Consider the following 23,293-nt stretch of genomic DNA (forward strand, 5'->3'; position numbering starts at 1 on the left):
GATGCTTCAGCTCTACTTCAGAGACCCGGTACACGGGATCGATGAAGCAACTGGGGCAGAGGAAGAGACAAAAATCTTGCCGTAAAGCGGATGGGGAAACCCCACCCGCCTGCGCGGTGGGGTAGTTCATGTGTTCTGATGGTGGCCCAAAAGGCGTTGGCGCAGCTTTTTAATTTGGTCTCGCAGTTGCGCAGCTTCTTCAAATTCCAGGTTTTTGGCGGCTGCTTTCATCTTCAGTTCCAGTTGGCCGATCAGCTCTGGAATCTCCGAAAGCGGGATCTCGTCTGCAGCTTGAAAGGCTTTTTCCAGGTCTTGGCTGTTGAGTTTGCGGGAGATGGCCAAAAAAGACAGAATGGCGTTGCTGTTTTTCTTGACAATGGGCTTAGGGGTGATGTTGTGTTGGCGGTTGTATTGCAGTTGAATTTCGCGGCGGCGCTGGGTTTCGGCGATGGCCCGAGCCATGCTGCCGGTCAGGGTATCGGCGTACATCACCACCGTGCCACGGACATTGCGCGCTGCCCGCCCGATCATCTGGATTAGGGAGCGCTCCGCCCGCAAAAATCCTTCTTTGTCCGCATCCAAAATGGCCACCAAGGAGACTTCCGGCAAATCCAACCCTTCCCGCAACAAATTGACCCCCACCAACACATCAAAGGCCCCTTCCCGGAAATCTTGGAGGATCTCAATGCGCTCGATGGGGGCAATCTCAGAGTGCAGATAGCGAACGCGGATGCTGCGTTCCTGAAGGTATTCGGTGAGATCTTCGGCCATGCGTTTGGTGAGGGTGGTCACGATCACCCGTTCGGCAGGCCCCTGCTGCGAGCGCTCCAGCCGCAAATAGATCTCGCCCAGCAAATCTTCCACCTGCCCGGCTGTGGGGCGCACGTGCACCTCGGGATCCACCACCCCGGTGGGCCGAATGACCTGCTCTATAACCCGACCGGTGCCTGGCACGTAGAACTTCAGGGGTTTGCCGTTTTCCACCACCGTTTCAAATTGGGCTCCGCTCTGCTCCAGTTCCCAGTTGCCAGGCGTGGCGGAAACAAAGACGCATTGGTGGACTTTGGCCCAGAACTCCTCGGCTTTGAGGGGGCGGTTGTCGAGGGCACTGGGCAGGCGAAAGCCGTGATCCACCAGCACCTGTTTGCGGGCGCGGTCGCCGTTGTACATGCCACGGATCTGCGGCACCGTGACGTGGGATTCGTCCACCACCAAGAGCCAATCGTTGGCCTTGAAATAATCCACCAAACAGGCAGGCGGCTCCCCTTCTTTGCGCCCCGTCAAGTGCCGGGAGTAGTTTTCGATGCCGTTGCAATAGCCCACCTCCCGCAGCATCTCTAGGTCGTAGCGGGTGCGCTGTTCTAGGCGTTGGGCCTCCAGTAGCTTGCCTTGGCGGCGAAAGAAAGCCAGTTGCTCTTCCAGCTCTTGCTCAATGTTGAGGATCGCCTGCTGCAACTGAGCTTCTGGCGTTACGAAGTGGCGGGCCGGATAAACCCTGAGGGCGCTGACACTGTTTAGGATCTCGCCCGTCACTGGATCAATGAGGCGAATGGCCTCAATCTCGTCCCCAAAAAACTCGATGCGAATGACTCGGTCTTCGTAGGCCGGCACAATTTCCAGCACATCGCCTTTGACGCGAAACCGCCCCCGCCCCAGCTCCAGGTCGTTGCGTTCGTACTGGATGTTGGCCAGATCCCGCAAGACCTCCCGCTGGTTAATCTCCTGGCCGACTTGAAAGGGAATGGAAGCCTTCAGGTATTCCTCCGGCATGCCCAGGCCGTAGATACAGCTTACCGAGGCCACGACAATAACATCCCGCCGTTCAAAGAGGGAGCGGGTGGCCGAGTGCCGCAACATGTCGATTTCATCGTTAATAGAAGAAGACTTGGCGATATAAGTATCGGTGCTGGGCACATAGGCTTCCGGTTGGTAATAGTCGTAATAGCTGATGAAATATTCGACGGCATTGTAGGGAAAAAGCTCTCGCAGCTCGTTGCACAGTTGGGCGGCCAAGGTTTTGTTGGGGGCCATCACCAAGGTGGGCCTGCCGACTTGCTGGATGGTATGGGCAATGGTAAACGTTTTGCCGGTCCCAGTTGCCCCCAGCAGGGTTTGAAAGCGATGCCCTGCCGCAATCGACTCTACCAAAGCAGCAATTGCTTTGGGCTGATCCCCCGTGGGCTGATAGGGAGAAACCAGTTGAAACTCCGACATAGGCCTATCCCTTGATCTTTTGAGGATCTTTGGTTGAGTGCTCTGGTTAAGACTGTTAATTTCGGCAACTGGGCAGTTACAGCCTGCTTGGTCAGGTCTCATATCGTCACATAAGCCAAAACCCTTGTCCAGGTGGAGTTTCCGTCTGTGTGCTGGATCTCCTGACGAAGGAGCAAGCTGTAGTTGGATTCAGCGGCTACACCTCACAGGCTGTAAATTTGTCCATCCATTAGCAGATGAGTAATGCCTTTCTTTTGCAATTGTGGGCGTACGATCTCCAAAATGTATCCGGGAAATTGGATGACCCGGTAGGGCGGATAGGTGTTGCTGCCGCGACGGCTCATCTCGGAAAAGCGCCGAGCCACCTTGTGGTTGTCGAAAATCGGCAGCGTATTGGCGTTTTCGATCCCTTCCATGGGCAGGGATCCCAGTCCCAGAAATTCCTTGAGGGGGCGGGTGGTCAATTCTTGGTAGCGATCCACCACAACATAACAGGTCTCGGGCAGGTCGAGCTCCTCCAGGGGGAGTACTTGGATGTGATGGACGGGATCCGCCAGCGGATCTTCTGAGGGCACCGCTGCCGCGTCGTCTAAAAAATCGTCGTCATCCTCTTCTTCATCGTCATCGTCTTCTTCGTCTTCTAGCTCGTTGTCCTCGTCGTCTTCTAGGTCTTCTTGAAGCTCGGCTACGAGCTGGGCCGGCAATTCTTCGGGGGCCAGTTCTGTCACCGTGGCCGTCCTGTCGCCAGGGATCCTCTCCCCTTCGCTTACATCGCTGAGATCGGAGGCGTCGGCAGCCCTCTGCGGGGGCAAGACCTGTTGCCCCTCCATACCGTCCAGGGGAAGGGCGGGTTCCTCGCCCGTGTCTTTGCGGCGAGCTGCTGAGCGTTTGAGCTGGATCAGCCGCTGGTACTCGTCGGCAGCGAGGTTTTCCTTGAGGACACGGGTGATGGTGGTAACGCTCACCCGGAATTGCTCGGCCAATTCGGCAGCAGTGGCCGCCGAGCCGCGGTAGGAGCTAACAATTTGCTGTTGTTCTTGTTCTGAAAGTTTGCTGCGGGCCATCGCGGTTATCCCATCCCAAAACTTGGACTCATGGGCAGGCGGCAGTTGCCCGACACAGCCGGCTGAGGCCGGCGGCCAGCGCTTCTTGCTCTAGTTCCTTACCGATGAAGACAATTTTTGACCAATGCGGCTCACTGGGATCCCACTCCCGCTCCAAGAAGAGGGTTTGTCGTCGGCCCACCTGATGAAAGATAACCCGCTGCGGCTCGTTTGCAGCCCACAGCACCCCCTTGGCGCGAAAAATCGTCTCCGGCAGGTCTTGCAGCCAATCGCGGAAGGCCGCCAGATCCAGCGGTTGCTGCAGTTGAAAGCTCAGGGATTGGATCCCGTCTTCTTCCAGATGGTGGCTGGGGTGGGCGTGACCTTCAGCCTCGGCAGCAGAGAGCTTGGGATCCCACAGTTCTGGGCGAAAGGCGTGCACATCCAAAATGCGGGCCAAGGGCACCTGGGCGTGGGTGGTGGGCAGACAGGGAGCGTCGGGGTTGTAGCGACGCAAATCTAATAGGATCTGCTCTTGTTCGGCTGGGGTGATCAAATCTACCTTGTTCAGGAGCAAGATGTCGGCGCTGCTGATCTGGTGGGCGGTGGTTTGGGAGCGCCGGAAGTTGCGCCAGTACTCGGCCCCATCCACCAGGGTCACCACCCCATCCAGACGCAGCTCCTCGTGGAAGGTTCTCTGTACAAACAGCTCGGCCACCTGCCTGGGATCCGCCACGCCGCTGGTCTCCACCACCAGGTAGTCCAACGCCTGGGCATGCTGGAGCAGCTCGCGAGCCGCCCGTTCGAGATCCTCCCGCACCGTGCAACAGAGACAGCCGTTGCTGAGCTGCATCAGCCCTCCTTCGGGCATGTTGACCAGTTCGCCATCGATGGAGATCTCGCCAAACTCGTTGAGGATAACCCCGATGCGCCGCCCGTGCTCCTCCTGCAAGATGCGCTTGAGCAGCGTGGTTTTACCACTGCCCAAAAAGCCTGTCAAAATCGTAACCGGAAGCTGAGCCTTCATATCTCCATATCAATCACCCAAGACTCAATCGACAAGTGGCCAACAAACCCTTCTCTCCGGTTCTCCGGAGGCTCTACTAGCTTAGCTCCAGGGCCAGCTCTCCAGGATCTGGACTTAAGGGCGGCGCTGCTGGTGGGCTGGGGGCTGCTGCTGGGATCCCTGAGCCAGCAGGTTCAGGTGGACGAGGTGGGTAGGGAAGCCACCTACCCCGCCTTGGCTGCGCCAGGAGTGGCAGATCCGCTGGGCCGATGTCGAGCGCCTCGAACCCCGCTCCACCAACCAAGGGGGCCTGGTGTACTACCCAGCCGAAGGGGGGATCGCGTCCTTTTGCCGATGCGGGTAAGCCGCTTCCAGGAACTGGTGGCGCTGGTGGGTCACCACACCGCAGAGTAGCTTGGTAGCCCCGTACTCAGCGCTCCGCGCCGCTGACGCGAGTAATGCGGGGCGGAAAAGCCTTAGAGCAGCTTTAGCCGCTCACCAATGTGCGGGTCGTTGTCTTGGATCGCCTCAGCGCTAGCATTCCCTGCTGTACAGAAGAAATAACTTCTGCTCTAAAGGCTAGGGAGTTTTCGCAGGCTAGGAAATTCCTCTCTTAAATATCTGGGGGCTCTGCCCTTGAATGCTTTGACCACCAAATGAACAGGGTCGGTAGGCTTTATTTCAAGAAACAAATGAACATGGTCTGGAGCTACTTCAATGGCTCTGACGTGCCAACCCTTTTCACTAGACAATTCCTGCCATAACTCAAACAGCCTATTCCTCACCTCTTCTACTAAAACTTTTTTCTCCTTTTAGGACAAAAACTAGATGGACGATTGCTAATCCCACAGCATGGTTTTAGTGGTTGTACCGCTGACTTTCTTTTCTCGTTGACAATCATCTGTGCCAAGCTGTAGTTATCATACTGCTTATCAACAAAAAATGAAATATGGATGCCAACAGGTTCTGATTCAGGACAGGAAGCTAGTAGCCCTACGGGAGTACCTCTGCCAGCAGTCCAACAAGGTCTACAACTGCGCTCTGTACTATGCTCGCCAAGTCTCTTTCAAGACCAAGCGACTGGTAAACTATGCCCAGCTCTGCAGAGAGAGGGTGAGAGCCAAAAATAGACACTTTATGGCGATGTACGTTTCCTCTGCACAGCAGACTTGCAAATCGGTAGCAGAAGCACTAACGAGCTTTAAGTCGCTTTTGCAAGTGCAGCCGGATCCAAAGCCCAGGTTGCCACAGTACTGTAAGGCTGGACTGTTCCCCGTGGCCTACCCGAAGCAATGGCCAAAGTTCCAAGAAGAGCAGGTCAGAGTGGGCAAGCAAGTCAAGGCCTGGTTTGGCCTAGACGCTTTCTGGGTGCAGTTCCCCACCAACTTGCGGTGGGAGAGCATCAAGGAACTGAGGATTCTGCCCCGCCATGGGGTGTTTTACCTGGAGTGGGTGTATGCCAAGCCTCCTCAACCGCAGTCCCTTGGCCCAACAAAGACGCTAGCGATTGACCATGGGGTTGACAACTGGCTTACCTGTGTCAGCAATCTAGGGCACAGCTTCATCATCGACGGGCGCAAGGTTAAATCCTTTAACCAGGGGTACAACCAAGAGGTGGCTAGGCTCAGAACCAATAAACCGCAGGGCTTTTGGTCTCGCCACCTGGGTTGTATCACCGAGAAAAGAAATCGTAGGATGCGGGATGCCGTCAACAAAGCCGCTCTTTGGGTTGTCAACTCCTGCCTAGAGCACTCTATTGGGAGAATTATCTTTGGCTGGAACCAAGGGCAAAAGCAAGAGTGCAACCTAGGCGAGGTTAACAACCAGAGCTTTGTCTTCATTCCCACCGATTGGATGGGGAGGAGCTACCTAACTATGGTGAAAAACCCGACGGGTGGCGAGCATCTGGGAAGCGAGTAAAGCGGGGGCTGTACCAAACGGCAGCAGGGTTGCTGGTTAACGCAGATGCCAATGCTGCCGCTAACCTACTGAGGAAGGTAAGCAGAACCTTGGGGCTTTGTCTCAAGGGACTGTCTAGGGGCGTCTTGACAGTGCCTTTGCGAGTCCGTCTGTGGACTGCGTAAGAATCCCCCGACTTTAGTCGGTGGGAGTGTCAAAAAAGCTCGGTAGGCAAATGCTTAAGCTTGCTTCCGGGGCAGCAGTAGAGACCTTTGGGCTCCGCCTGTCCAAAACCCTGTCTTAGGAGGCACTTGTGGCGGCCAGGGATCGTTGCACAATCCGAGATAGACGAGCCTTCCGACGGGCGGCTGTGTTTTTGTGGAGAACCCCTGTTTTGGCCGCTTTGTCGATGCGGCTAAAGGCAGCGCTCATCGCCGCTTGAATCTCCTGCAGGGTTTCCGGTTGGGGGTTGGCGGCGTAAGTAGAGGAGAGGGAGATCACTTTTTTCATCAGCGCGCGCACCATGGCTTTGGTAGCTTTGTTGCGCAGCCGATTTCGCTCGGCAATCTTGACGCGCTTGATGGCAGATTTAATGCGTGGCATGGTCGAGAGGGAAGCTACGGCGGAGATCTAGCATACCATTAGAGTCTGGAGCTCCACCAGTTCCTGCCTCTCCTATCCGCCCGACGAGATCCCCATGTTTCAAGATTGCAGCTCCCTCCTCCAGTTCAACCCCCCTGCCCTTTTCTATGGGGTTGCCGTTTGCGATGTGGATCGGGACGGGGCTTTTGAGCTGTTTGTGTGCGGCTTCCGCGGCCCGAATCGGGTTTTGAAGTGGAACGGCCAGGCGCTGATGGATCTGGTGGACGATACTCTGGCCGATGCAGGGCGGATGGCCATCGGGGTGGCTGCCGGCGACTTCGACGGCGACGGCCAAGAAGAACTCTATGTTTTGAATACCGATACCTTCGGCGGGCGCAAGCGCTTTGGGGATCGCCTCTTCGACTGGCAGGGATCCCGTTGGGTGGATCTGTTCTCTCTACCCCACAACCAAGATGCCCTCAACTTGACGGCCGGTCGCTCGGTGGCCTGCGTGGATCGCTTTGGCCAGGGGCGGTACGGGTTTTTCGTGGCCAACTACGGCGGCCCCATGCGCCTTTACGAGCTTTCCTCCGGCCAAATGATTGCCGATGTGGCACCAGAGGCGGGGGTGAACCGGGTAACGGGCGGGCGGGGGCTGGTGGCCCTGCCCTTGGTCTCGCAGCGGATGGACATTTTTGCTGTCAACGAGCAGGGGCCCAACTTTTTGTTTCGCAACCGCGGGGATGGCACCTTTGAAGAAATTGCCGCCGAAGTGGGGCTGGCGGATCCCGGCGAGCACGGGCGCGGCGTGGCAGCAGTGGATCTGGATGGGGACGGGCGGCTGGACTTGGTCTACGGCAATTGGGAAGGGCCGCATCGCCTCTGGATCCAAACCCCTAGCGGCATCTTTAAGAACGTGGCTCCGCCGGAGCTGGCCAGGCCCTCCCGCATTCGCACGGTGATTGCTGCCGACTTCGACAACGACGGCTACCCGGAGCTGTTTTTTAACAACATCGGCGAGCCCAACCGCCTGTTTGGCTGGCGCTCTGGCTGCTGGCAGGCCATTGACATTGGAGAGGCTGCCGAGCCGCAGGGATTGGGAACAGGAGCGGCAGTCGCCGATGTGGATGGGGACGGTCGCCTGGAGCTGCTCATTGCCCACGGAGAATCAGGCGCCCAGCCCCTGAGCTTCTACCGCCCCCTGGCTAATGCCAACAACTGGCTAAGGGTCTTGCCCCTGACTCGCCAAGGATCCCCGGCCCGCGGCGCCCTGGTGCGGCTGATCACCCCCACTCGCACGCAGATCCGTCCCATCGATGCCGGCAGCGGCTACCTCTGTCAGATGGAGCCGGTGGCCCACTTTGGCCTGGGATCCGAAACGCTGGTCAAGGAAATCCAGATCCAGTGGCCGGACGGAAAACAGTTGCAGGTGGCTCGCCCGCCGGTCAACCAGCTCCTGCGGATCCCTTATCCCGGCTAGCTCCCCTGAGAGATCTACTCAGCGGAGCCTGAGATCCCTGCCCATTCCGGCTGCACGGGGCGCTGCCAGTGTTCCCACCAGGCCAGCACCTCAGGTGAGCTGCCGTTGGCAGGAGCGGGGAGGGGGGGAGAAGGGGGTGTCAGCCAACTGACAGGCGTGGGGATCAGGCAACTGGGGTGGAGAGGTCGCAAATCGCGGTAGTGGCTGCTGCGGATGGCCAGAATCTCCTGCTGGATGACCTCCAGGGGCTCGCCCAGCTTCAGCAGCACATGGCTGCACAACCCCAGGCTGGCCTCAAATTCCGGGTGGACGACTTCTCGGGCTCCCAACTGATAGAGCTGCTCGATGTCCTCTTCATGGGTGGCCCGCACCACCACATCCAGGTGGGGCGCCAGTTCCAGCGCCCGTTTCAAGCAGAGGCGCATGCTCAGGCGATCCGGCAGGGCGATCACCAGGGCGCGAGCTTGGGACAGACAAGCTTTCTCCAGCACCAGGGCGCTGGCGGCATTGCCGTAGAGATAGGGGATCCCGCGCGAGCGCAACTGTTGGATCACCCGTTCCGACTGGTCAATCACCAAAAGGGGATGGCGACGGGCTTCCAGGATGCGCACGATGTCTTGCCCCACCTGTCCATAGCCGCACACCACCACGTGCCCCTCTTGGGGAGCGTCGGGAGCCAGAGCGCGGGGCTGCTCGCTCCCTTCCAGCCAACGGTCCCAGAAGGGGATCCCTTGTAAGTTTGCCAGCAGTCGCGGCGCGCCCCTGAGCAGAAAGGGAGTGACGAGCAGGGTAACAGCGGTGGTGCTGACGATGAGCAAATAGAGTTGCCGCGACACCAGCCCCAGCGCCTGCCCTTCACTGGCCAAGACAAAGGAGAACTCGCCGATCTGCGAGAGGCCCAGCCCCACCAACACCGCTGAGGGGAGCGGGTAGCCGAACAGACCGGCCAAAGGGGCCACCAGGCAAAACTTGCCCACCATCACCAGCCCCACTAACCCTAGGATCAAGGGCAGGTGGGCGGCGATAAAGCTGGGATCGATGAGCATGCCAATGGCAGCAAAAAAGAGGGCGGCAAACACATCCCGCAAGGGCTCTACGTAAGCCAGGGTCTGGTCGGCGTATTCCACTTCTGAGATCATCAGCCCGGCGATAAAAGCCCCGATCTCACTGGAAATGCCCAGCCGCTCCGTCAACAGGGCAATCCCCACACAGAGGCTGATCACCCCCAGCAAAAACACTTCTTTGCTCTCCTGCTGCGCCAAAAGCCGCAGGAAAGCGGGCACCAGCCACATCCCGCCCACCACTGCTCCCAGACCCACCAGGCCGATCTCCGCCAGGGACTTGGCCAGGGATCCCGCCAGCTCCGGCAAAGGACAATCCAAAGCCGGCAACACCGCCAGCATCAGCCCTACCGCCAGATCCTGCACAATCAAGATCCCCAGCATGGCCTGAGCTTGGGGCGTGCCCATCTGGTTGGTCTCGGTAAGGCTTTTGAGCACCACCGCCGTGGAAGACAGAGAGAGCACCGCCCCCAGGAAGATCCCCTGCACCGGCGTCAGCCAGCCGCTGGCCACCGCCAGCGCCGCTGTGATCGCGATGGTCAGGCCGATCTGCAAGGCACCGCCGCCAATGGCGATCCCCCGCACCTGGCGCAATTCTTTGAGGGAAAACTCCACCCCCAAGGTAAATAGCAAAAAGGTCACCCCGAACTGGGCCAGAGTTTCCACCTGCACCACTTCTTTGATCCACCCCAGACCCGTTGGCCCCACCAGGATCCCCGCCAGGAGGTACCCAAGCAACACCGGCTGCCTCAGCAGCGCTGCCAGAAAGCCACCCGCCGCTGCTGCCGCCAACACCGTCACGATGTCCAGAATCAGGCGAAAGTCTTCCTGCACAGAGACACCCACCGAGGAGTATGAACTTTTGTAGCCAATCCTGAGTATTCTTCCACGATAATGCCTCTCTTCACCTCTCGAGAGGGTAGAAGGCCCAGCCCAAAACGCTGAAACCGGCTCCCGAAGGGGATCCCCTGCACCCCAGTAGGGGTTCTCGGGCAGCCAGACAGGGGATCAGGAGAAATTTTTGTTAAAAGTTGATAGCGATACCTCAAAACCGTAGCTTATAATACAGAACGTAGATAGAAATCGTTCATCCTCTCGCGTGCTGTTCGATCCAGGAAGGAGCAAGACGGCAGCCGGAGGACGGAAGTAGGGAGCTATCCCGAAGGAACGCGCCTCAACCCCTGGGACTGTCCACGGGACATCCCGGGTCACTCCTCAGGAAGTGAAGTGGATGCAGACCATTACATTTGGAGGCGAAGATCATGGAACTCTCTTACCGTGGCGTTGGTTACACCCACTCACCGGCGACGGTGACTGTTTCTCCGGGCAAAGTGGGGGGTCGCTATCGGGGGCTGGACTGGCGGTTCCGCCACCTGAGCAAGCCGGTGGTTTTGCCCACCAACCTTGACCTGCTCTATCGGGGTGTGGCCTATCGTTCCGAAGCTGCTGCAGCGCCGGCTCAAACCGTTCAGACAGCCGAGGCACCTGCTCCTGGCCGTTCTCACGTTCTGGATGAGCTGGCTCGCCGCCTGATGATGGGCCACCAACGCGCGATTCGGATTCGTCAGCAAGCCATGTTGGTGCGTGGCACAGAGCGGGTTGGCCTGCACGTCAATGTGCGCAACTTCTGGAACCGCATCCAGGGGAAGGTACATCCCACTTTTCGGCTCAACTACGACCGTAGCCGGGTCAGCATGAGCTAGTGTGCCCACCAAAGTTCATCGCAATAGGCGGGGTACCCCACCGTCCATACGGTACGGTGGGGAGGGATGGCGCCTAATAAGTATGACCCAAGTCCTGACTATCTCCTGCAAGCTCGAGGTGGCTGCGTCGCGAGCCCCAAAGCTGGACGCAACCAAGGCCTAAGGTTCGCTGGCGGGAGGGGGAACGTGTCAACCAACAGCCGCGCAGCTAGACAGAACGGCGGCGGTTGAACAGTGAGGCCTACGGCCCGCTAGCGCGAGGGGCGTTCTGCCCGTTGAGGCAGTTTGTGCGCTACAAGGCGGCAAGAGCAGGAGTCAAGAATGTGATTGCACTTTTGGGGGGCTGCCATAAACCAGCCTGCCCCCCTTCCCTCTGTATACGGGGGGATAGAGGGGGGTTCGTGGTTGGCTTGCCAACTGCAGAGCTACTATTCGCGTCAGCGGCGCGTAGCGCTAAAACCCCACCCGCCTAGGCGGTGGGGTAGTTTATTTTGGGCTATTGTCGTTGCGGAGGAAGCCTAGCGATGAGTCAGCATTTGCCGGAATCCTCTGTTCCGGAGGAAGATCCCAGCCTGTTGATGGATCGGCTGCGGCGCAAAGAGGGGGGGTGGCTGGACTGGGCAAAGGCCTGCCAAAGCTTGCAACGACAGAAAGTGACTCCCCAGGCCATCTTCGAGGCGACTGGGTTTGAGCCCGTCCGCCAAAACCAGATCATTGTCGCCGCCCAGGTTTACGAAGGAATGGCGAAAGCAGGAGCCAGCTTAGCTGTTTTGGAGCACTTTGCCCAAAAAGGCAGCGATATCCTCTACGAGTTGCGCATCCTCTCGCCCCAGGATCGCGTCCGGGTGGCGGAGCTGATTGTCAGCCGCAACCTAGGTGCCGATGAGGCGCACGAGATCGCCCGTGCCATGAAGAACTATGCCCAACTGCGGCAGCTCCCGGAAGGGTTCACGGATCACCCTGGCGATGCGGTGGCCTATCAAGCCTGGAAAACTGCCCAGGAAACCCGCGATCTACAGGAGCGAGCCCGGGCCATTGGCCGCGCCTTTCAGTATGCCCACAGCGAAACGGCCCGCCAACAGGTTGAGCGGCTCTTGTCGACGCTGGCTCCCGGCTCCCAACCCCAGCGCAAGCCGTTGCCCAGGCTTTCGGTGTTTCGCCCGGAAGAGGATCTGCCCCGCCTGATGCCGGTGGCTGGATCCCTGCCTCTTTCTACTGCCACCTGGGAGCAGATCCCTGCCGTTGAGCCTCAAGGCCTTTTTGGTTGGGTCACCAGCGTGGCTGGGCAAACGTGGATGGCCTTGCCCGCTTGGCCAGCCATTCAAAGGGCCGCCGACCCAGTCGCCCTGCAGGTGGAGAATGGTTTGCTGGGATCCCTGTTGGGCTGGCCGGTGGCACCTGAAGAAGAACAGGATCCAATTTTGCTGGTGGTCGATCGCGCCGTTCGTACCTGGGAAGGAATGGCGGGGGTTTTCCTGGTGGATCGGGAGGGAGCCGTGGCGGTGGAGTGGATAGAGAATTTGCCCCCCTCTCCCCTGCTGGGCCAGGTGCTGATGGCAGTGCGTCCCCCCCGCATCTTCGACGAGGAGTTGGCACAGGATCCCTGGCAAATAGAGGAATAACTTCAGAAAGCCAGATGCACCACCCCCAGCCCCCGGCCAGGAACGAGTGGCAAAGCGGCTTCCGGCTTTGCTTTTCTCTTATGCCGGCATAAGGGTTGGGGGCGGAAGAACCAATCCTCACAGTTCTGGAGGTCACCTCTCACGAACCAGTGTAGAGCCACAAGGGCAAGCCTGAGGTGCTTACCTCAAATTGCAGACGCGCCAATGCCTCTGCCGCCGGTAGCAAGCGAGCCCAACCCCTGCGCCGTGGGAGTAGATCGCAGAACTTCGCATCGGGCGGCAGCCCTGCCAGCTCCGCGGCCCAGAGGCGGGCATCCTCTTCTGTGCCCAGGCGATCCACCACGCCCAGGTGCAGAGCTTGTTCGCCGCTGAAAATGCGGCCATCGGCAAAGGTTTTGACCACATTCACGCTCAGCCGGCGAGCGGCAGCAACGGTTTGCACAAATTGGCCGTATGTGATGTCGATTAACTCTTGGAGGATGTTGCGCTCTTCTGGGGTCAGCTCGCGGTCAAAGGAAAGGATATCCTTGTAGGGGCCGGACTTGATGACCTTAAAGGAAATCCCTACCTTGTCCAGCAGCCGTTCGAGATTGTTGCCGCGGATAATGACGCCGATGCTGCCGGTGATGGTGCCGGGGTTGCTGACAATTTTCTCGGCTCCCATGGCAATGTAAACCCCCCCAGAGGCAGCGATGTTGCCAAAGCTGGCCACAATGCGGGTGCCCTTGCGTTCCCGCAGGCGCGAGAGGGCATTGTAGATTTCCTGGGAGTCTGCCACTGTCCCACCGGGGCTGTCGATGCGCAACACCACTGCCGGGATCTGTCTTTCTTCCACCTCTTTCAAGGCTTTGAGAACCCGCTCCCGGGTTCTGCCATCGATCACCCCTGTTACCTCAATGCGGCCAATTTGCCGACGCCAGCCCCCCGAGAACAATCGCTTCAGCATAAGAAAACGGCACGAAAATAAGCCTCTACCCTCGTATCATGAAGGCCGTCTGGGGGTGCGGTCAACCAAGCAGCTTAGACATTGCCGTACACCGGGATCGCTGCCCCTCTCAGATCCCGCGCCGCTTCCGAGACCAAAAAGGCGATCACCTGGCCGATAGACTCGGGCTTTACCCACAGCTCCGCCTGCTCGGAGCCCATGGTAGCCCGGTTGGCTGGCGTGTCGATGATGCTGGGCAGAACTGCGTTGGCGGTGATGTCAGTGCCTTTGGTTTCGGCGGCAATGGTGCGGGTCAGGGCCACCACCCCCGCTTTGGAAGCACAGTAGGCGGCCAGTTGGGATCCCGGCTCTACCGCCCCTCGGGAGGCCACGGTCACGATCCGTCCATAACCCTGTTGCCACATCTTGCGCAGGCTGTGCTTACAGGCCAAAAAAGTGGTGGTGAGATTGAGGTCAAAGTCACGTCGCCAATTTTCTAAGCTGTACTCGTGGGTGGGGCCCATGGCAAAGCCGCCCACCAGGTGCACCAAGCCATCAACGCGGGGCAGATCGTCAATGAGCTGTGCCACAGCGGCTTCGTTCAGCAAATCCACCTGCACACAGCGCACCTGGCCCAGGCTATTGGCCGGCAGGCGCTGCCGCAAGACAGCCAACTCCTCTTCTTGGCGGTAGGTCAAGATCAACTCTGCCCCTGTGTCCAGGAGCACGGGGGTTACTCCCAACCCCAGCCCACCGGTACCGCCAGTTACAAGGATCTGTTTGCCCTGGTTGTTGAGCATAGGTTGTTTTGGAATCTGGTGAAAAACCCTTGAGGACTCCCTCTCACCCTACCGCGGTTTTCCCTCGCCGGAAACGGCAGCCATCCTAGGTGTCTGCTCCAGTAGCAGATCGCTCAGGGCCAGCCAATCGGGCAGATCCAGCTCTTCGGCACGGGCCGTGGGGCTGAGGCGGAGCTGGGCGAGAGCGGCGGCCACGGTCTGGCGATCCACGAGGCCTCCTAGAGCGTTGACAAGTTGCTTGCGGCGGGTGGAGAAGCCCTGGCAAACCAGTTGGGAGAACCAGCGGGGATCGCGGGCGGGGATGGGGGCAGGGCGGGGAGTGAGGCGAACCACTGCCGATTCCACTTGGGGAGGAGGCCGGAAGGCGCTGGGGGGCACGCGGCAGATGAGCTCGCACTCAGCTAGGTAACGCACCCGTACACTCAAAGCACCGTAGGCCCTGCTGCCAGGGCCGGCCTGCAGGCGCTCAGCCAGCTCTTTTTGCACCATCAAGACGATGCGCTCAAACTGCCTCACCGGTTGGGCCGGGGATCCCAGCACTTTCTCCAAAATTGGGCCGGTGAGGTTATAGGGGATATTGGCCACCAGCAGGCGGGGCTGAGGCGGGAGCGGCAGGCGAAGAAAATCTCCTTCCACCAGGTGAAAGCGGGGTTGGTCGGCGAAGCGCTTTTGCAGCAGCCGACACAGATCTCGATCGATCTCCACTGCCACCACATGTACGCCCTGGGCCAGCAACCGCTGCGTCAACTGCCCAGTGCCAGGGCCGATCTCCAGAACCCACGGAGGATCCCTCTGAGGGGGCGGCAACTGGGCAGCCCGCAAAATCGCCTCATGAACCGTGGGATCCTTAAGCCAATGCTGGCCAAACCGTTTGCGGGGATAGGGCATTGCTGGATCAGCACTGGGCCGGATAGGAGATTAGGTTGGGATCTGTATCCTCGGGGGATCCTTTTTGAGCTGGGCTCGCCTCCCCGCCCAGGAGCGGCTGGCGGTAGAGGGGCACGGTAAAAGTGACGGTGGATCCCAGCCCTTCGCCCAGGCTATAGAAGTTGATCTCTCCCCCCATCGCCTCCACCAGCCGTTGGCTGATGGCTAAGCCCAAGCCGGTGCCTCCGTACTGGCGGGTGGTGGAGCCATCCACCTGGGTGAAGGCCTGAAACAGCTTCTGCTGCTTTTCCAACGACACACCGATCCCGGTGTCAATCACGCGAATGCGGGCCATCCCCGGCTCGCCCGGCAGGAGGTCTGCTCGCACCGTCACAGAACCCCTGGGGGTAAACTTGATGGCATTGCCCACTAGATTGAGCATCACCTGCAGCAGGCGTTGGTAGTCGCCATAGAGCAAAATGGGCTCTGCCGTGGGGGGCAGGTAGAAGCTGAGCTGCAATCCCTTTTGACTGGCCTGCAAACTGGTTTTGGCCTCCACATCCTTGAAGAGGACTTGCAGGTCGCAGGGCTGAAACTCCAACTGCATTTTGCCTGCCTCGATCTTGGCGATGTCCAGCACGTCGTTGATCAAGGCCAACAGGTGCAGGGCCGAGCGGTAGGCTTCCTGCAAAAAGTCCAGCTCCTCTTCTCGGCTTTCGGCCATTCCGTCCAGCACCAGCCTAATAAAGCCGATGATCCCGTTGAGAGGGGTGCGCAGCTCATGGGAAGTATTGGCCAAGAATTGACTTTTCAGTTGGTTGGCCGATTCTGCTTGGGCACGGGCCTGCTCCAGCTCTTTGTTTTTCTGGCGCAGTGTCTGGTTGGCCAACTGCAGGCGAGTGGCCAGTTGGCGGCTTTGATCCAGCAAGATGGCGTGGGCAATCGCCGTGCCCAGGTAGGTGGCGATGCTCTGCAGCACCTGGAGGTGGCCGGCCTGCCAGACGGGGGCTTCGTTGGGGGGCAACACTTCCAGCCAGAGCAGGCTGTTGGCATAGCCCCGGTAAGACATGGCGATGGCCAGATGGCGTCCCATCACCACCGGCTCTTCTTGACGAAGGGCTTGCAGCAGAGGCGGGTGATCCGCCAGACGCAACGTCTGGTTCAACAGCGAGGGATCCCCTGGGTTGCGGCGGTACTCGGCGTTAACCGTGAGGGAGTCCTGCCCCACTTCGTAGAGGGCCAACAGGCAGCGATCCACCCCAAACAACTGCCCCAACTGCTCCACCGTCTGCTGGCACAGCTCGCGGATATCCAGGGAGTGGCCGATGTTGCGCAGCAACTGGGCCGTGATCCCCGGCACCGGGTTGGTCAGAAGGGGATGGGGCTGGGCAGTAGAGCTGCTGGCTCCGCCGGCCAAGTTGAAAGGCGTTGCCCCCAACACCTTGCCCACCACCGAGACGGCCACCACCTCCCCCTCCATGTCCCGCACCGGGTTGAGGCAAAGATGCAAGTGCAACTTGTAGCGGGGAGAGATCACCTGACACTGGTGCTGCAAGGGATCCCCACTCGCAAACACCTGCTCGAGCTTGGCTTGGTACTCCTCCGCATTAGCCACCTCCCAGCTTTGCTGTCCGCTCAGGATCTGCGGCGGGTAGATAGCGTAGTTCTCAGCACCCTCCCAATAAAAACTCCAGAAACGCTGCTGGCGATCCTGGGTGTAGAAAATTAGATCTGGTTGGAGGACACCCATTGGGGAAGAGGCCATCATTGCGTCGGAAAAACAGAGCTCTTCGGCCTGAAGCCTCAGGTTTTCGCAGAGGAAGCTGGGCTGGAGTCCTTGTTGAGTCGGGCAAAGATCATCCGGCCCGCCGAGGTTTGAATGGCGCTGGTCACCACAACAGAGCGGGTCTTGCCCAGAGAGCGCTGTCCCTCTTCCACCACCACCATCGTGCCGTCCTCCAGATAGCCTACCCCCTGGCCCGGCTCCTTGCCTTCGCGGGTAATCTTGATCTCGAAGCTATCGCCAGCAATGTAGATGGGTCGCAGCGCTTCGGCCAGCTCGTTCACGTTCAGCACCTTGATCCCCTGCAGCGTGGCCACCTTTTTCAGGTTGTAATCGGTGGTCACCAGCGTTCCCCCCACATTTTGGGCAAGGCGCACCAGCTTCTCGTCCACGGTGGTCAGATCCGGGTAGTTGGCTTCGTGAATCACAAAGCGCTCGGGGTAAGACTGGCGCAGCGCTTGCAGCGTATCCAACCCTCTGCGACCTCGCTCCCGTTTTTGCGGATCGGCTTTGTCGGCAATGGTTTGCAGCTCCGCGATGACAAAGCGAGGGATCACCAGCGTCCCCTCCAAAAAGCCCGTCTCGATCAACTGGGCCACGCGCCCGTCGATGATCGAGCTGGTGTCCAAAACCTTGGCGCTGGCCGCCACCACACTGCCTTCTGCCGCCGCCTGCAGGGCGTAGTTGGGGTTGAACAGGCGCAGGAGTGCAGGGCCATGGGTATCGGCCAAACTTACCCCCAAGTAGGCAAAGGACAGGCTAAAAAAGATGGAGGCCAGTGGCTCAATAAAGTTATTGAGCTGCTGGGGCAGGGGCAACAAATAGACAGGAGCCATGGCCAAATTGGCAATCACCAGGCCAATCACCAGCCCCACCGAGCGGCTGATCAACACATCCGGCGGCAGCGAGCGTACATTGGCCTCGAAGCGGCGGTAGCCCCAGCGCACCAGGGATCCCAAAGCCAAACCCGCCAGGACACCAAAGCCGCTGGTAACCACGCGCGCCCCCTCCACATTGGCCCCCTGGATGGCGGCAGGAGGGAGCAGATCCAGGCCGTAGAATCCGAGACCTGCCCCGGCCAACATGAAGATCCCAATCAGCAAGACATCTAACATGGCGAAGAAAGCGCCCCTGCTCAGAATATGCTTGGGTCTGCTACTCGCAATAGGCAAATCCGACTCCTATTCTAGTCTTCTGGCTGAAGAGAGGGATCTCATCCCCCACCACGAAAGAAGGAGACTATGCTGAAGAAAGGCCATCCCTCCCTGGCTTGGGGGGTGAGGCGAGAAATGGCTACAATCAACGTCTTAGGCAAGGTCTCAGCAAAGCTGGAAGCAACTATGGCACAAGCACTGGAATTGAACGTCGAAAATGTGGAAAAAGTGTTGGACGAGCTGCGCCCCTACCTGCAAGCCGATGGCGGCAATGTAGAGCTGGTGGAAATCGACGGCCCGGTGGTGAAGCTGCGCCTACAGGGGGCCTGTGGCGCCTGCCCCAGTTCCACCCTGACCTTAAAAATGGGCATCGAGCGCAAGTTGCGGGAGAGCATTCCTGACATCCTGGAAGTAGAACAGGTGTTCTGAGGGCTCTGCCGCTTCTGGTCTGTTATCTTGGTTCCCTAGGGCAGCAGGTGCAGCCGTCGCTGTGACTCTCTGCCTCTTGACCTTTTTTCCTTCTTTCCTTCAAGCCAGCCCATGCCTGTCCTCCTCTCCATCGCCATCCTCGCCCTGCTGATCCTGGTGCATGAGGCGGGACACTTCGCGGCAGCCAAACTCCAAGGGATCCACGTCAACCGCTTTTCGCTGGGGTTTGGCCCGGTGCTGTGGCGCTACCAGGGCAAGGAGACGGAGTACGCCATTCGCGCCCTGCCGTTGGGGGGCTACGTGGGCTTTCCCGACGATGACGAGCGCTCCCCCTACCCGCCCGACGACCCGGATCTGCTGAAGAACCGCCCTGTTGCGGATCGCCTGGTGGTGATGAGCGCGGGGGTGATGGCCAACCTGGCCTTTGCCTACCTGGTGCTGGTGCTGATGTTTGCTTCGGTGGGGATCCCCTCGGTTACGCGCATCCAGCCTGGCATTCTCATTGCTCAGGTGATGCCGGATAGCCCGGCGGAGCAAGCTGGCTTGCAGGCGGAAGATGTGGTGTTGCGGGCGGCCGACCACGATTACAGCACAGTTGCCGACGAGACCTCGGCTTTGGCAGCTCTCAATGATTTTCAGGCGTTGATCCGCCGCAGCGAAAACCAGCCCGTCCCCCTGCAGGTGCAGCGAGGGGAAGGGGATCCCATTCTGGAGATCACGGTGATTCCCGAGATGCGGGGAGAGGTGGTGGCCATTGGGGTCAACCTGGCCCCCAACCAAGAGGTGACACTGCGCCCGGCCCAGAGCCTGGCAGAGATCTTTGCCGAAGCCGGGAATGCCTACCAGCGCCTGGTGATGATGAACATCAGTGGCCTGCAGCAGCTCCTGCAGAACTTCCAAAACACGGCCACCCAGGTATCCGGGCCGGTGGGGATTGTCAAGATTGGTGCCGACTTGGCGCGGGATGACGCGGCCAGCTTGTTTAATTTCACCGCTTTGATCAGCATCAACCTGGCCATTCTCAACCTGTTGCCCCTGCCCGCCTTGGATGGGGGTCACATCGCCTTTTTGATCCTGGAAGCGATCCGCGGCAAGCGGCTGCCCAGAGAACTGGAGGAACGGGTGATGCAGACGGGCTTGGTGCTGCTGCTGGGTCTGGGGGTAGTGCTGATCTTTAAGGACACCCTTGCCATTGTCACCGGGTCGGGCTAGCTGCAGATGACTAGCAAGCGGGCTTTGCGCCAGCGGGCTTTGGAGATCCTGATCCGGCTGAAGCGCCATTATCCCAACTCCACCTGTGCCCTCCACTACCAAACGCCGCTGCAACTGCTGGTGGCCACCATTTTGTCTGCACAGTGCACCGACGAGCGGGTCAACCAAGTTACGCCGGAGCTGTTTCGCCGCTTTCCCGATGCCCAGGCGCTGGCGGCAGCCCCACGGGAGGAGATCGAGGCCCTGATCCGTTCCACCGGCTTCTACCGCAACAAGGCTAAACACATCCAAGAGGCCTGCCGCAAGATCGTGACCGACTTCGGCGGCCAGGTGCCGCGCACCATGCCGGAGCTGCTCACTCTGCCGGGGGTGGCCCGCAAGACGGCCAATGTGGTGCTGGCCCATGCCTTTGGCATCAACGCCGGCGTGACTGTCGATACCCACGTCAAGCGCCTCAGCCGTCGCCTCGGCCTCACCGAGCACGAGGATCCCGTGCGCATCGAGCGGGATCTCATGCAGTTGTTGCCGCAAGCCGACTGGGAAAATTGGTCCATTCGCCTGATCGACCATGGGCGGGCCATTTGCACCGCCCGTAAACCCCTTTGCGACCAGTGTTTTCTGGCCGATCTCTGCCCCAGCGCTCCCCTCCTGAGACCGGCGGGGAAAACGGACAGAGAAGCTGCAACAGCCTCCCAGACTTGAGCGCTTGGCATCCGGTTTTTCGGCTTCCCCTCGCCCTAGAATAGGCTGCATGGACGATCAACCGACTAGACCGACCCCCGTGACCTTGCCTGTTCTGGTTATCGCTGGGCTGACGGGATCTGGGAAAACCCTGGCCATCCAGCAATTGGAACAACTGGGCTACACCGGCTTGGAAGGGATCCCGCCTGACCAGGCTGTTTCTTTGATCGAGGCGATGCGGCCTCGCCACCCTGCTCTGGCGGTGAGCCTAAACCTCCACATCCCGGAATATCGGGAGCAGTTCCTTGCCTTTGACCGCTGGCGGCAAGCGCAAGGGATCCCTTTCCTCTTTCTGGAGGCCCGTCCTCTGGTATTGCTCAACCGTCTTAGCGCCCACCGCCGCCCCCACCCTTACCACCCTGGCGTTGGCCTGTTGGAGGCCATTGAGCAGGAAGTGCGCGATCTGGCCCCCGTGCGGGAGCGCTGCACCCACCTTCTGGATACGTCTGAGCTGGACAGCCAGCAACTGCGGCAGCAATTACAGGCCCTGGCCCACGGGATCCCGCAGCCGCTCAACCTGAGGCTGGTCAGCTTCGGCTTCAAGTACGGTGCTCCCCTCGATGCCAACTTGCTGTTCGACGTGCGCTTTTTGCCCAATCCCTTCTTTCAGCCCCATCTGCGCCACCTGACCGGCCAGGATCCGCCTCTGCAGGCGTTCCTCTTTGCGGATCCAGTTACCCAATCCACCTACCGGCAGATCTTTTCTCTGGTGCAGGCGTTCTGGCCCCACTACCGAGCAGAACGACGGCCCCACCTAACCGTGGCCATCGGCTGCACCGGCGGGCAACACCGCTCTGTGGCTCTGGTGGAGCGCCTGGCTCAAGATCTGCGGCCTTGGGCCGTCCCCACCGACAACCCTGCCCTGCCTGCCCTGAACATCCAGGTGCAGCACCGCCATTTGCTGGATTCGCAGCGAGAGCTGGAGGCTCGCTTTGGCCCGCCCCCCCCTGACGCTGGCGTAGAACAGCAACAGGTTAGGATCCCTTTGGCCGGTTTTCCTGCACCTCCCCATGACTAAGCCCGTGCTCAGCAACAAGTCCACCGTGGGGGGGCCTCGCCGTCGCAAGGCCGCTTGGCCGGGAAATGGCTGGAAATGGCTCTTCCCTGGTCTGGCGGTCAAGCGCTGGCTCACCCTGGCCGTGGGGGGCGTGCTGCTGATGGTGCTGGGCATCGCCATCTGGACAGAGCTGACCCCCATCTTTCGCCTCAAGCGATTAATCGACATCACCCTGCGCCTGATCACCACCTGGATCCCAAACACCATCAGCGGCCCCTTAGTAACCGGGATCGGCCTGGTGATGGTGGTGCTGGGCTTCCGCAGCGCCATGCGCTCCATCGAAGATGTGCTGATCCCAGAAGGAGACGAGGCGCTGGTGGATAAGCTCCTGTTGCGGCGACGCCTGAGCCGTGGCCCTCGCATTGTGGTGCTGGGGGGCGGCACCGGCCTTTCCAACCTGCTGCGAGGGTTGAAGCGCTACAGCTCCAACATCACCGCCATTGTTACTGTGGCCGATGACGGCGGCTCCTCAGGGCGCTTGCGGCGGGAGATCGGCGTGTTGCCCCCCGGCGACATCCGCAACTGCCTTACCGCCTTGGCCAACGAAGAAAAGCTGCTCACGGAGCTGTTTCAATACCGCTTCCAGGCTGGGGAAGGGCTGAGCGGGCACAGTTTTGGCAACCTGTTCATCACCGCCCTCACCGCCGTTACCGGCGGCGACCTGATTCGGGCCATCACCGCCACCTCGCAAGTCTTGGCCATTCAGGGACGAGTGCTGCCGGCTACCCTGGCGGATGTCACCCTCTGGGCCGAGTTAAGCGATGGCCGCCGTGTGGTGGGCGAGTCCAACATTGCCAAAGCCAGGGGGCGCATCTGTCGCATTGGCTGCGACCCGCCCAACCCTCCCGCCTTGCCTGAGGCCATCGAGGCCATCGAGGCGGCAGAGTTTGTGGTGCTGGGGCCGGGCAGTCTCTACACCAGTATCATCCCCAACCTTTTGATCCCGGAGATTGTGGAAGCCTTGGCCAAGAACATGGCACCCCACATCTACGTGTGCAACATTATGACCGAGCCAGGGGAAACCGACGGCTACACCGTTGGGGATCACGTCATGGCTCTGGATCGGGTGGCGGGCGTGCGCTTGTTCGATGCTGTCCTGGTGCAACGGGATCCCCCTTCCCCCCGTGCCCTAGAACATTACCGCCGCAACGGTTCCGAGTTTGTGGTCTTGGATCCGGATAAGCTGGCCTACCTGGGCTGTCGGGCTGTCTTGGCCAATGTCATGCAAGAGGATTCTGAGACTGGCTTGGTGCGCCACAACCCTGAACGCCTGGCGGCGATGCTGATGCGCTGGTTCGACAGACACCGCTAAGCCACCCCACAGTCCCACCTTGCTAAGGGCTGGCCATAGCCAGTAGATTCTTGCGGCCCAGTTTTGGCATCCCCCTAATTCGTGAGGTTATGAACTACCCCACCGCGTAGGCGGGTGGGGTTTCCTCACCCGCTTGGCAGCGGAGCTTTTGTCTCTTCTTCTGCCCCAGTTGCTCCGTGGATCCCGTGTACCGGGTCTGTGAAGTAGAGCTGAAGCATCCAAGACTCACGAGGCGGGTTCCCAGCCCCGGTTGCCGATTAACGGCAACGTTGTACAGTACCATCACCGTCCCCCTGTCCCGCGGTGTCGCAAACCCACAGGCAGAACAGACATGGTAACGGTTACTTAGCTCTGCCCACTCCTTGTGAACAGCACCGCACTTGGGACAGCGCTGAGACGGCTT

The 23,293-nt window shown here is 59.8% G+C and carries 21 protein-coding genes, 1 pseudogene and 1 riboswitch; of the genes and pseudogenes, 10 read left to right on the top strand and 12 right to left on the bottom strand.

Annotated features, from left to right (window positions below):
• Positions 1-126 precede the first annotated feature (126 nt).
• The 3 genes from uvrB to NW841_RS05340 all read right to left on the bottom strand — a co-directional run bounded on the left by uvrB (position 127) and on the right by NW841_RS05340 (position 4,284).
• Positions 127-2,214, bottom strand: a complete 2,088-nt coding sequence (gene uvrB, locus NW841_RS05330; RefSeq protein ID WP_414385696.1) for an excinuclease ABC subunit UvrB — start codon at positions 2,212-2,214, stop codon at positions 127-129.
• Positions 2,215-2,417: 203 nt separating this feature from the next.
• On the bottom strand, positions 2,418-3,278 hold the full coding sequence (locus NW841_RS05335) for a hypothetical protein (RefSeq protein ID WP_414366501.1): 861 nt from the start codon (positions 3,276-3,278) through the stop codon (positions 2,418-2,420).
• Positions 3,279-3,306: 28 nt separating this feature from the next.
• A complete protein-coding gene (locus tag NW841_RS05340) occupies positions 3,307-4,284 on the bottom strand; it encodes a CobW family GTP-binding protein (RefSeq protein WP_414378084.1) in 978 nt (325 codons plus the stop codon).
• A 132-nt stretch (positions 4,285-4,416) separates the two neighbouring features.
• Between NW841_RS05340 and NW841_RS05345 the strand changes: the two genes are divergently transcribed.
• Positions 4,417-4,677, top strand: a complete 261-nt coding sequence (locus tag NW841_RS05345; RefSeq protein WP_414378083.1) for a hypothetical protein — start codon at positions 4,417-4,419, stop codon at positions 4,675-4,677.
• A 62-nt stretch (positions 4,678-4,739) separates the two neighbouring features.
• Here the strand turns inward: NW841_RS05345 and tnpA are convergent.
• Positions 4,740-5,112 (bottom strand): annotated as a pseudogene (tnpA, locus tag NW841_RS05350) (IS200/IS605 family transposase).
• A gap of 426 nt (positions 5,113-5,538) precedes the next feature.
• Here tnpA and NW841_RS05355 point away from each other — a divergent pair.
• Positions 5,539-6,183, top strand: a complete 645-nt coding sequence (locus NW841_RS05355; protein ID WP_414385698.1) for a transposase — start codon at positions 5,539-5,541, stop codon at positions 6,181-6,183.
• A gap of 279 nt (positions 6,184-6,462) precedes the next feature.
• On the opposite strand, the gene rpsT is transcribed toward NW841_RS05355, so the two are convergent.
• Positions 6,463-6,765: a 30S ribosomal protein S20 gene (gene rpsT / locus NW841_RS05360; RefSeq protein WP_414334928.1), complete on the bottom strand. Its 303-nt coding sequence runs from the start codon at positions 6,763-6,765 to the stop codon at positions 6,463-6,465.
• A gap of 94 nt (positions 6,766-6,859) precedes the next feature.
• Here rpsT and NW841_RS05365 point away from each other — a divergent pair, with 94 nt between their 5' ends.
• Positions 6,860-8,224 carry a CRTAC1 family protein gene (locus NW841_RS05365; RefSeq protein ID WP_414378081.1) on the top strand — a complete coding sequence of 455 codons (1,365 nt, stop codon included), beginning with the start codon at positions 6,860-6,862 and terminating at the stop codon, positions 8,222-8,224.
• Positions 8,225-8,238: 14 nt separating this feature from the next.
• Here NW841_RS05365 and NW841_RS05370 read toward each other — a convergent pair whose 3' ends face one another.
• Complete coding sequence (locus NW841_RS05370) at positions 8,239-10,131, bottom strand: cation:proton antiporter (RefSeq protein ID WP_414385700.1); 1,893 nt, start codon at positions 10,129-10,131, stop codon at positions 8,239-8,241.
• A gap of 236 nt (positions 10,132-10,367) precedes the next feature.
• Positions 10,368-10,459: riboswitch (Glutamine riboswitch) on the top strand.
• 88 nt (positions 10,460-10,547) lie between these two features.
• Between NW841_RS05370 and NW841_RS05375 the strand changes: the two genes are divergently transcribed.
• Together NW841_RS05375 and raf1 are read left to right on the top strand one after the other, a co-directional pair.
• Positions 10,548-10,988 carry a DUF4278 domain-containing protein gene (locus tag NW841_RS05375; protein ID WP_414365788.1) on the top strand — a complete coding sequence of 147 codons (441 nt, stop codon included), beginning with the start codon at positions 10,548-10,550 and terminating at the stop codon, positions 10,986-10,988.
• 524 nt (positions 10,989-11,512) lie between these two features.
• Complete coding sequence (raf1, locus tag NW841_RS05380) at positions 11,513-12,610, top strand: RuBisCO accumulation factor 1 (protein WP_414365787.1); 1,098 nt, start codon at positions 11,513-11,515, stop codon at positions 12,608-12,610.
• Between the two features lie 139 nt (positions 12,611-12,749).
• Here the strand turns inward: raf1 and sppA are convergent, their stop codons facing one another.
• The 5 genes from sppA to NW841_RS05405 all read right to left on the bottom strand — a co-directional run bounded on the left by sppA (position 12,750) and on the right by NW841_RS05405 (position 18,100).
• A complete protein-coding gene (gene sppA / locus NW841_RS05385; RefSeq protein ID WP_414365786.1) occupies positions 12,750-13,556 on the bottom strand; it encodes a signal peptide peptidase SppA in 807 nt (268 codons plus the stop codon).
• A gap of 74 nt (positions 13,557-13,630) precedes the next feature.
• Entirely contained in the window at positions 13,631-14,335 is a 705-nt protein-coding gene (gene fabG / locus NW841_RS05390) for a 3-oxoacyl-ACP reductase FabG (RefSeq protein ID WP_414365785.1), read from the bottom strand.
• Between the two features lie 48 nt (positions 14,336-14,383).
• Positions 14,384-15,223 (bottom strand): 16S rRNA (adenine(1518)-N(6)/adenine(1519)-N(6))-dimethyltransferase RsmA, encoded by an 840-nt coding sequence (gene rsmA / locus NW841_RS05395; protein WP_414365784.1) that lies wholly within the window; start codon positions 15,221-15,223, stop codon positions 14,384-14,386.
• Positions 15,224-15,230: 7 nt separating this feature from the next.
• Positions 15,231-16,952, bottom strand: a complete 1,722-nt coding sequence (locus NW841_RS05400; protein ID WP_414365783.1) for a sensor histidine kinase — start codon at positions 16,950-16,952, stop codon at positions 15,231-15,233.
• Positions 16,953-17,005: 53 nt separating this feature from the next.
• Entirely contained in the window at positions 17,006-18,100 is a 1,095-nt protein-coding gene (locus tag NW841_RS05405; RefSeq protein ID WP_414365782.1) for a PIN/TRAM domain-containing protein, read from the bottom strand.
• A gap of 225 nt (positions 18,101-18,325) precedes the next feature.
• Here NW841_RS05405 and NW841_RS05410 point away from each other — a divergent pair, with 225 nt between their 5' ends.
• The 5 genes from NW841_RS05410 to NW841_RS05430 all read left to right on the top strand — a co-directional run bounded on the left by NW841_RS05410 (position 18,326) and on the right by NW841_RS05430 (position 22,890).
• Entirely contained in the window at positions 18,326-18,568 is a 243-nt protein-coding gene (locus tag NW841_RS05410; RefSeq protein ID WP_414385702.1) for a NifU family protein, read from the top strand.
• Between the two features lie 111 nt (positions 18,569-18,679).
• Positions 18,680-19,780, top strand: a complete 1,101-nt coding sequence (gene rseP / locus NW841_RS05415) for an RIP metalloprotease RseP (protein ID WP_414365780.1) — start codon at positions 18,680-18,682, stop codon at positions 19,778-19,780.
• A 6-nt stretch (positions 19,781-19,786) separates the two neighbouring features.
• Positions 19,787-20,482, top strand: coding sequence for an endonuclease III (gene nth, locus NW841_RS05420; protein ID WP_414365779.1), 696 nt, complete (start codon positions 19,787-19,789; stop codon positions 20,480-20,482).
• Between the two features lie 79 nt (positions 20,483-20,561).
• Entirely contained in the window at positions 20,562-21,539 is a 978-nt protein-coding gene (rapZ, locus tag NW841_RS05425) for an RNase adapter RapZ (RefSeq protein WP_414385703.1), read from the top strand.
• Positions 21,532-22,890 (top strand): gluconeogenesis factor YvcK family protein, encoded by a 1,359-nt coding sequence (locus NW841_RS05430; protein ID WP_414365777.1) that lies wholly within the window; start codon positions 21,532-21,534, stop codon positions 22,888-22,890. The genes rapZ and NW841_RS05430 overlap by 8 nt, the downstream gene beginning before the upstream one ends.
• 94 nt (positions 22,891-22,984) lie before the next feature.
• Here NW841_RS05430 and NW841_RS05435 read toward each other — a convergent pair.
• The coding region (locus NW841_RS05435; protein ID WP_414385704.1) for a zinc ribbon domain-containing protein at positions 22,985-23,293 on the bottom strand (309 nt) is incomplete at its 5' end.

It is taken from the genome of Synechococcus sp. H60.3 (assembly GCF_047462295.1).
In the GTDB taxonomy this organism is placed as follows: Bacteria; Cyanobacteriota; Cyanobacteriia; order Thermostichales; family Thermostichaceae; genus Thermostichus.

What these genes read in the sequence shown, in the direction of transcription:
- uvrB (WP_414385696.1), bottom strand. Translation starts at nt 2,214, where the DNA reads ATGTCGGAGTTTCAACTGGTTTCTCCCTATCAGCCCACGGGGGATCAG.
- NW841_RS05335 (WP_414366501.1), bottom strand. Translation starts at nt 3,278, where the DNA reads ATGGCCCGCAGCAAACTTTCAGAACAAGAACAACAGCAAATTGTTAGC.
- NW841_RS05340 (WP_414378084.1), bottom strand. Translation starts at nt 4,284, where the DNA reads ATGAAGGCTCAGCTTCCGGTTACGATTTTGACAGGCTTTTTGGGCAGT.
- rpsT (WP_414334928.1), bottom strand. Translation starts at nt 6,765, where the DNA reads ATGCCACGCATTAAATCTGCCATCAAGCGCGTCAAGATTGCCGAGCGA.
- NW841_RS05365 (WP_414378081.1), top strand. Translation starts at nt 6,860, where the DNA reads ATGTTTCAAGATTGCAGCTCCCTCCTCCAGTTCAACCCCCCTGCCCTT.
- NW841_RS05375 (WP_414365788.1), top strand. Translation starts at nt 10,548, where the DNA reads ATGGAACTCTCTTACCGTGGCGTTGGTTACACCCACTCACCGGCGACG.
- raf1 (WP_414365787.1), top strand. Translation starts at nt 11,513, where the DNA reads ATGAGTCAGCATTTGCCGGAATCCTCTGTTCCGGAGGAAGATCCCAGC.
- sppA (WP_414365786.1), bottom strand. Translation starts at nt 13,556, where the DNA reads ATGCTGAAGCGATTGTTCTCGGGGGGCTGGCGTCGGCAAATTGGCCGC.
- fabG (WP_414365785.1), bottom strand. Translation starts at nt 14,335, where the DNA reads ATGCTCAACAACCAGGGCAAACAGATCCTTGTAACTGGCGGTACCGGT.
- rsmA (WP_414365784.1), bottom strand. Translation starts at nt 15,223, where the DNA reads ATGCCCTATCCCCGCAAACGGTTTGGCCAGCATTGGCTTAAGGATCCC.
- NW841_RS05400 (WP_414365783.1), bottom strand. Translation starts at nt 16,952, where the DNA reads ATGGGTGTCCTCCAACCAGATCTAATTTTCTACACCCAGGATCGCCAG.
- NW841_RS05405 (WP_414365782.1), bottom strand. Translation starts at nt 18,100, where the DNA reads ATGTTAGATGTCTTGCTGATTGGGATCTTCATGTTGGCCGGGGCAGGT.
- NW841_RS05410 (WP_414385702.1), top strand. Translation starts at nt 18,326, where the DNA reads ATGGCACAAGCACTGGAATTGAACGTCGAAAATGTGGAAAAAGTGTTG.
- rseP (WP_414365780.1), top strand. Translation starts at nt 18,680, where the DNA reads ATGCCTGTCCTCCTCTCCATCGCCATCCTCGCCCTGCTGATCCTGGTG.
- nth (WP_414365779.1), top strand. Translation starts at nt 19,787, where the DNA reads ATGACTAGCAAGCGGGCTTTGCGCCAGCGGGCTTTGGAGATCCTGATC.
- NW841_RS05430 (WP_414365777.1), top strand. Translation starts at nt 21,532, where the DNA reads ATGACTAAGCCCGTGCTCAGCAACAAGTCCACCGTGGGGGGGCCTCGC.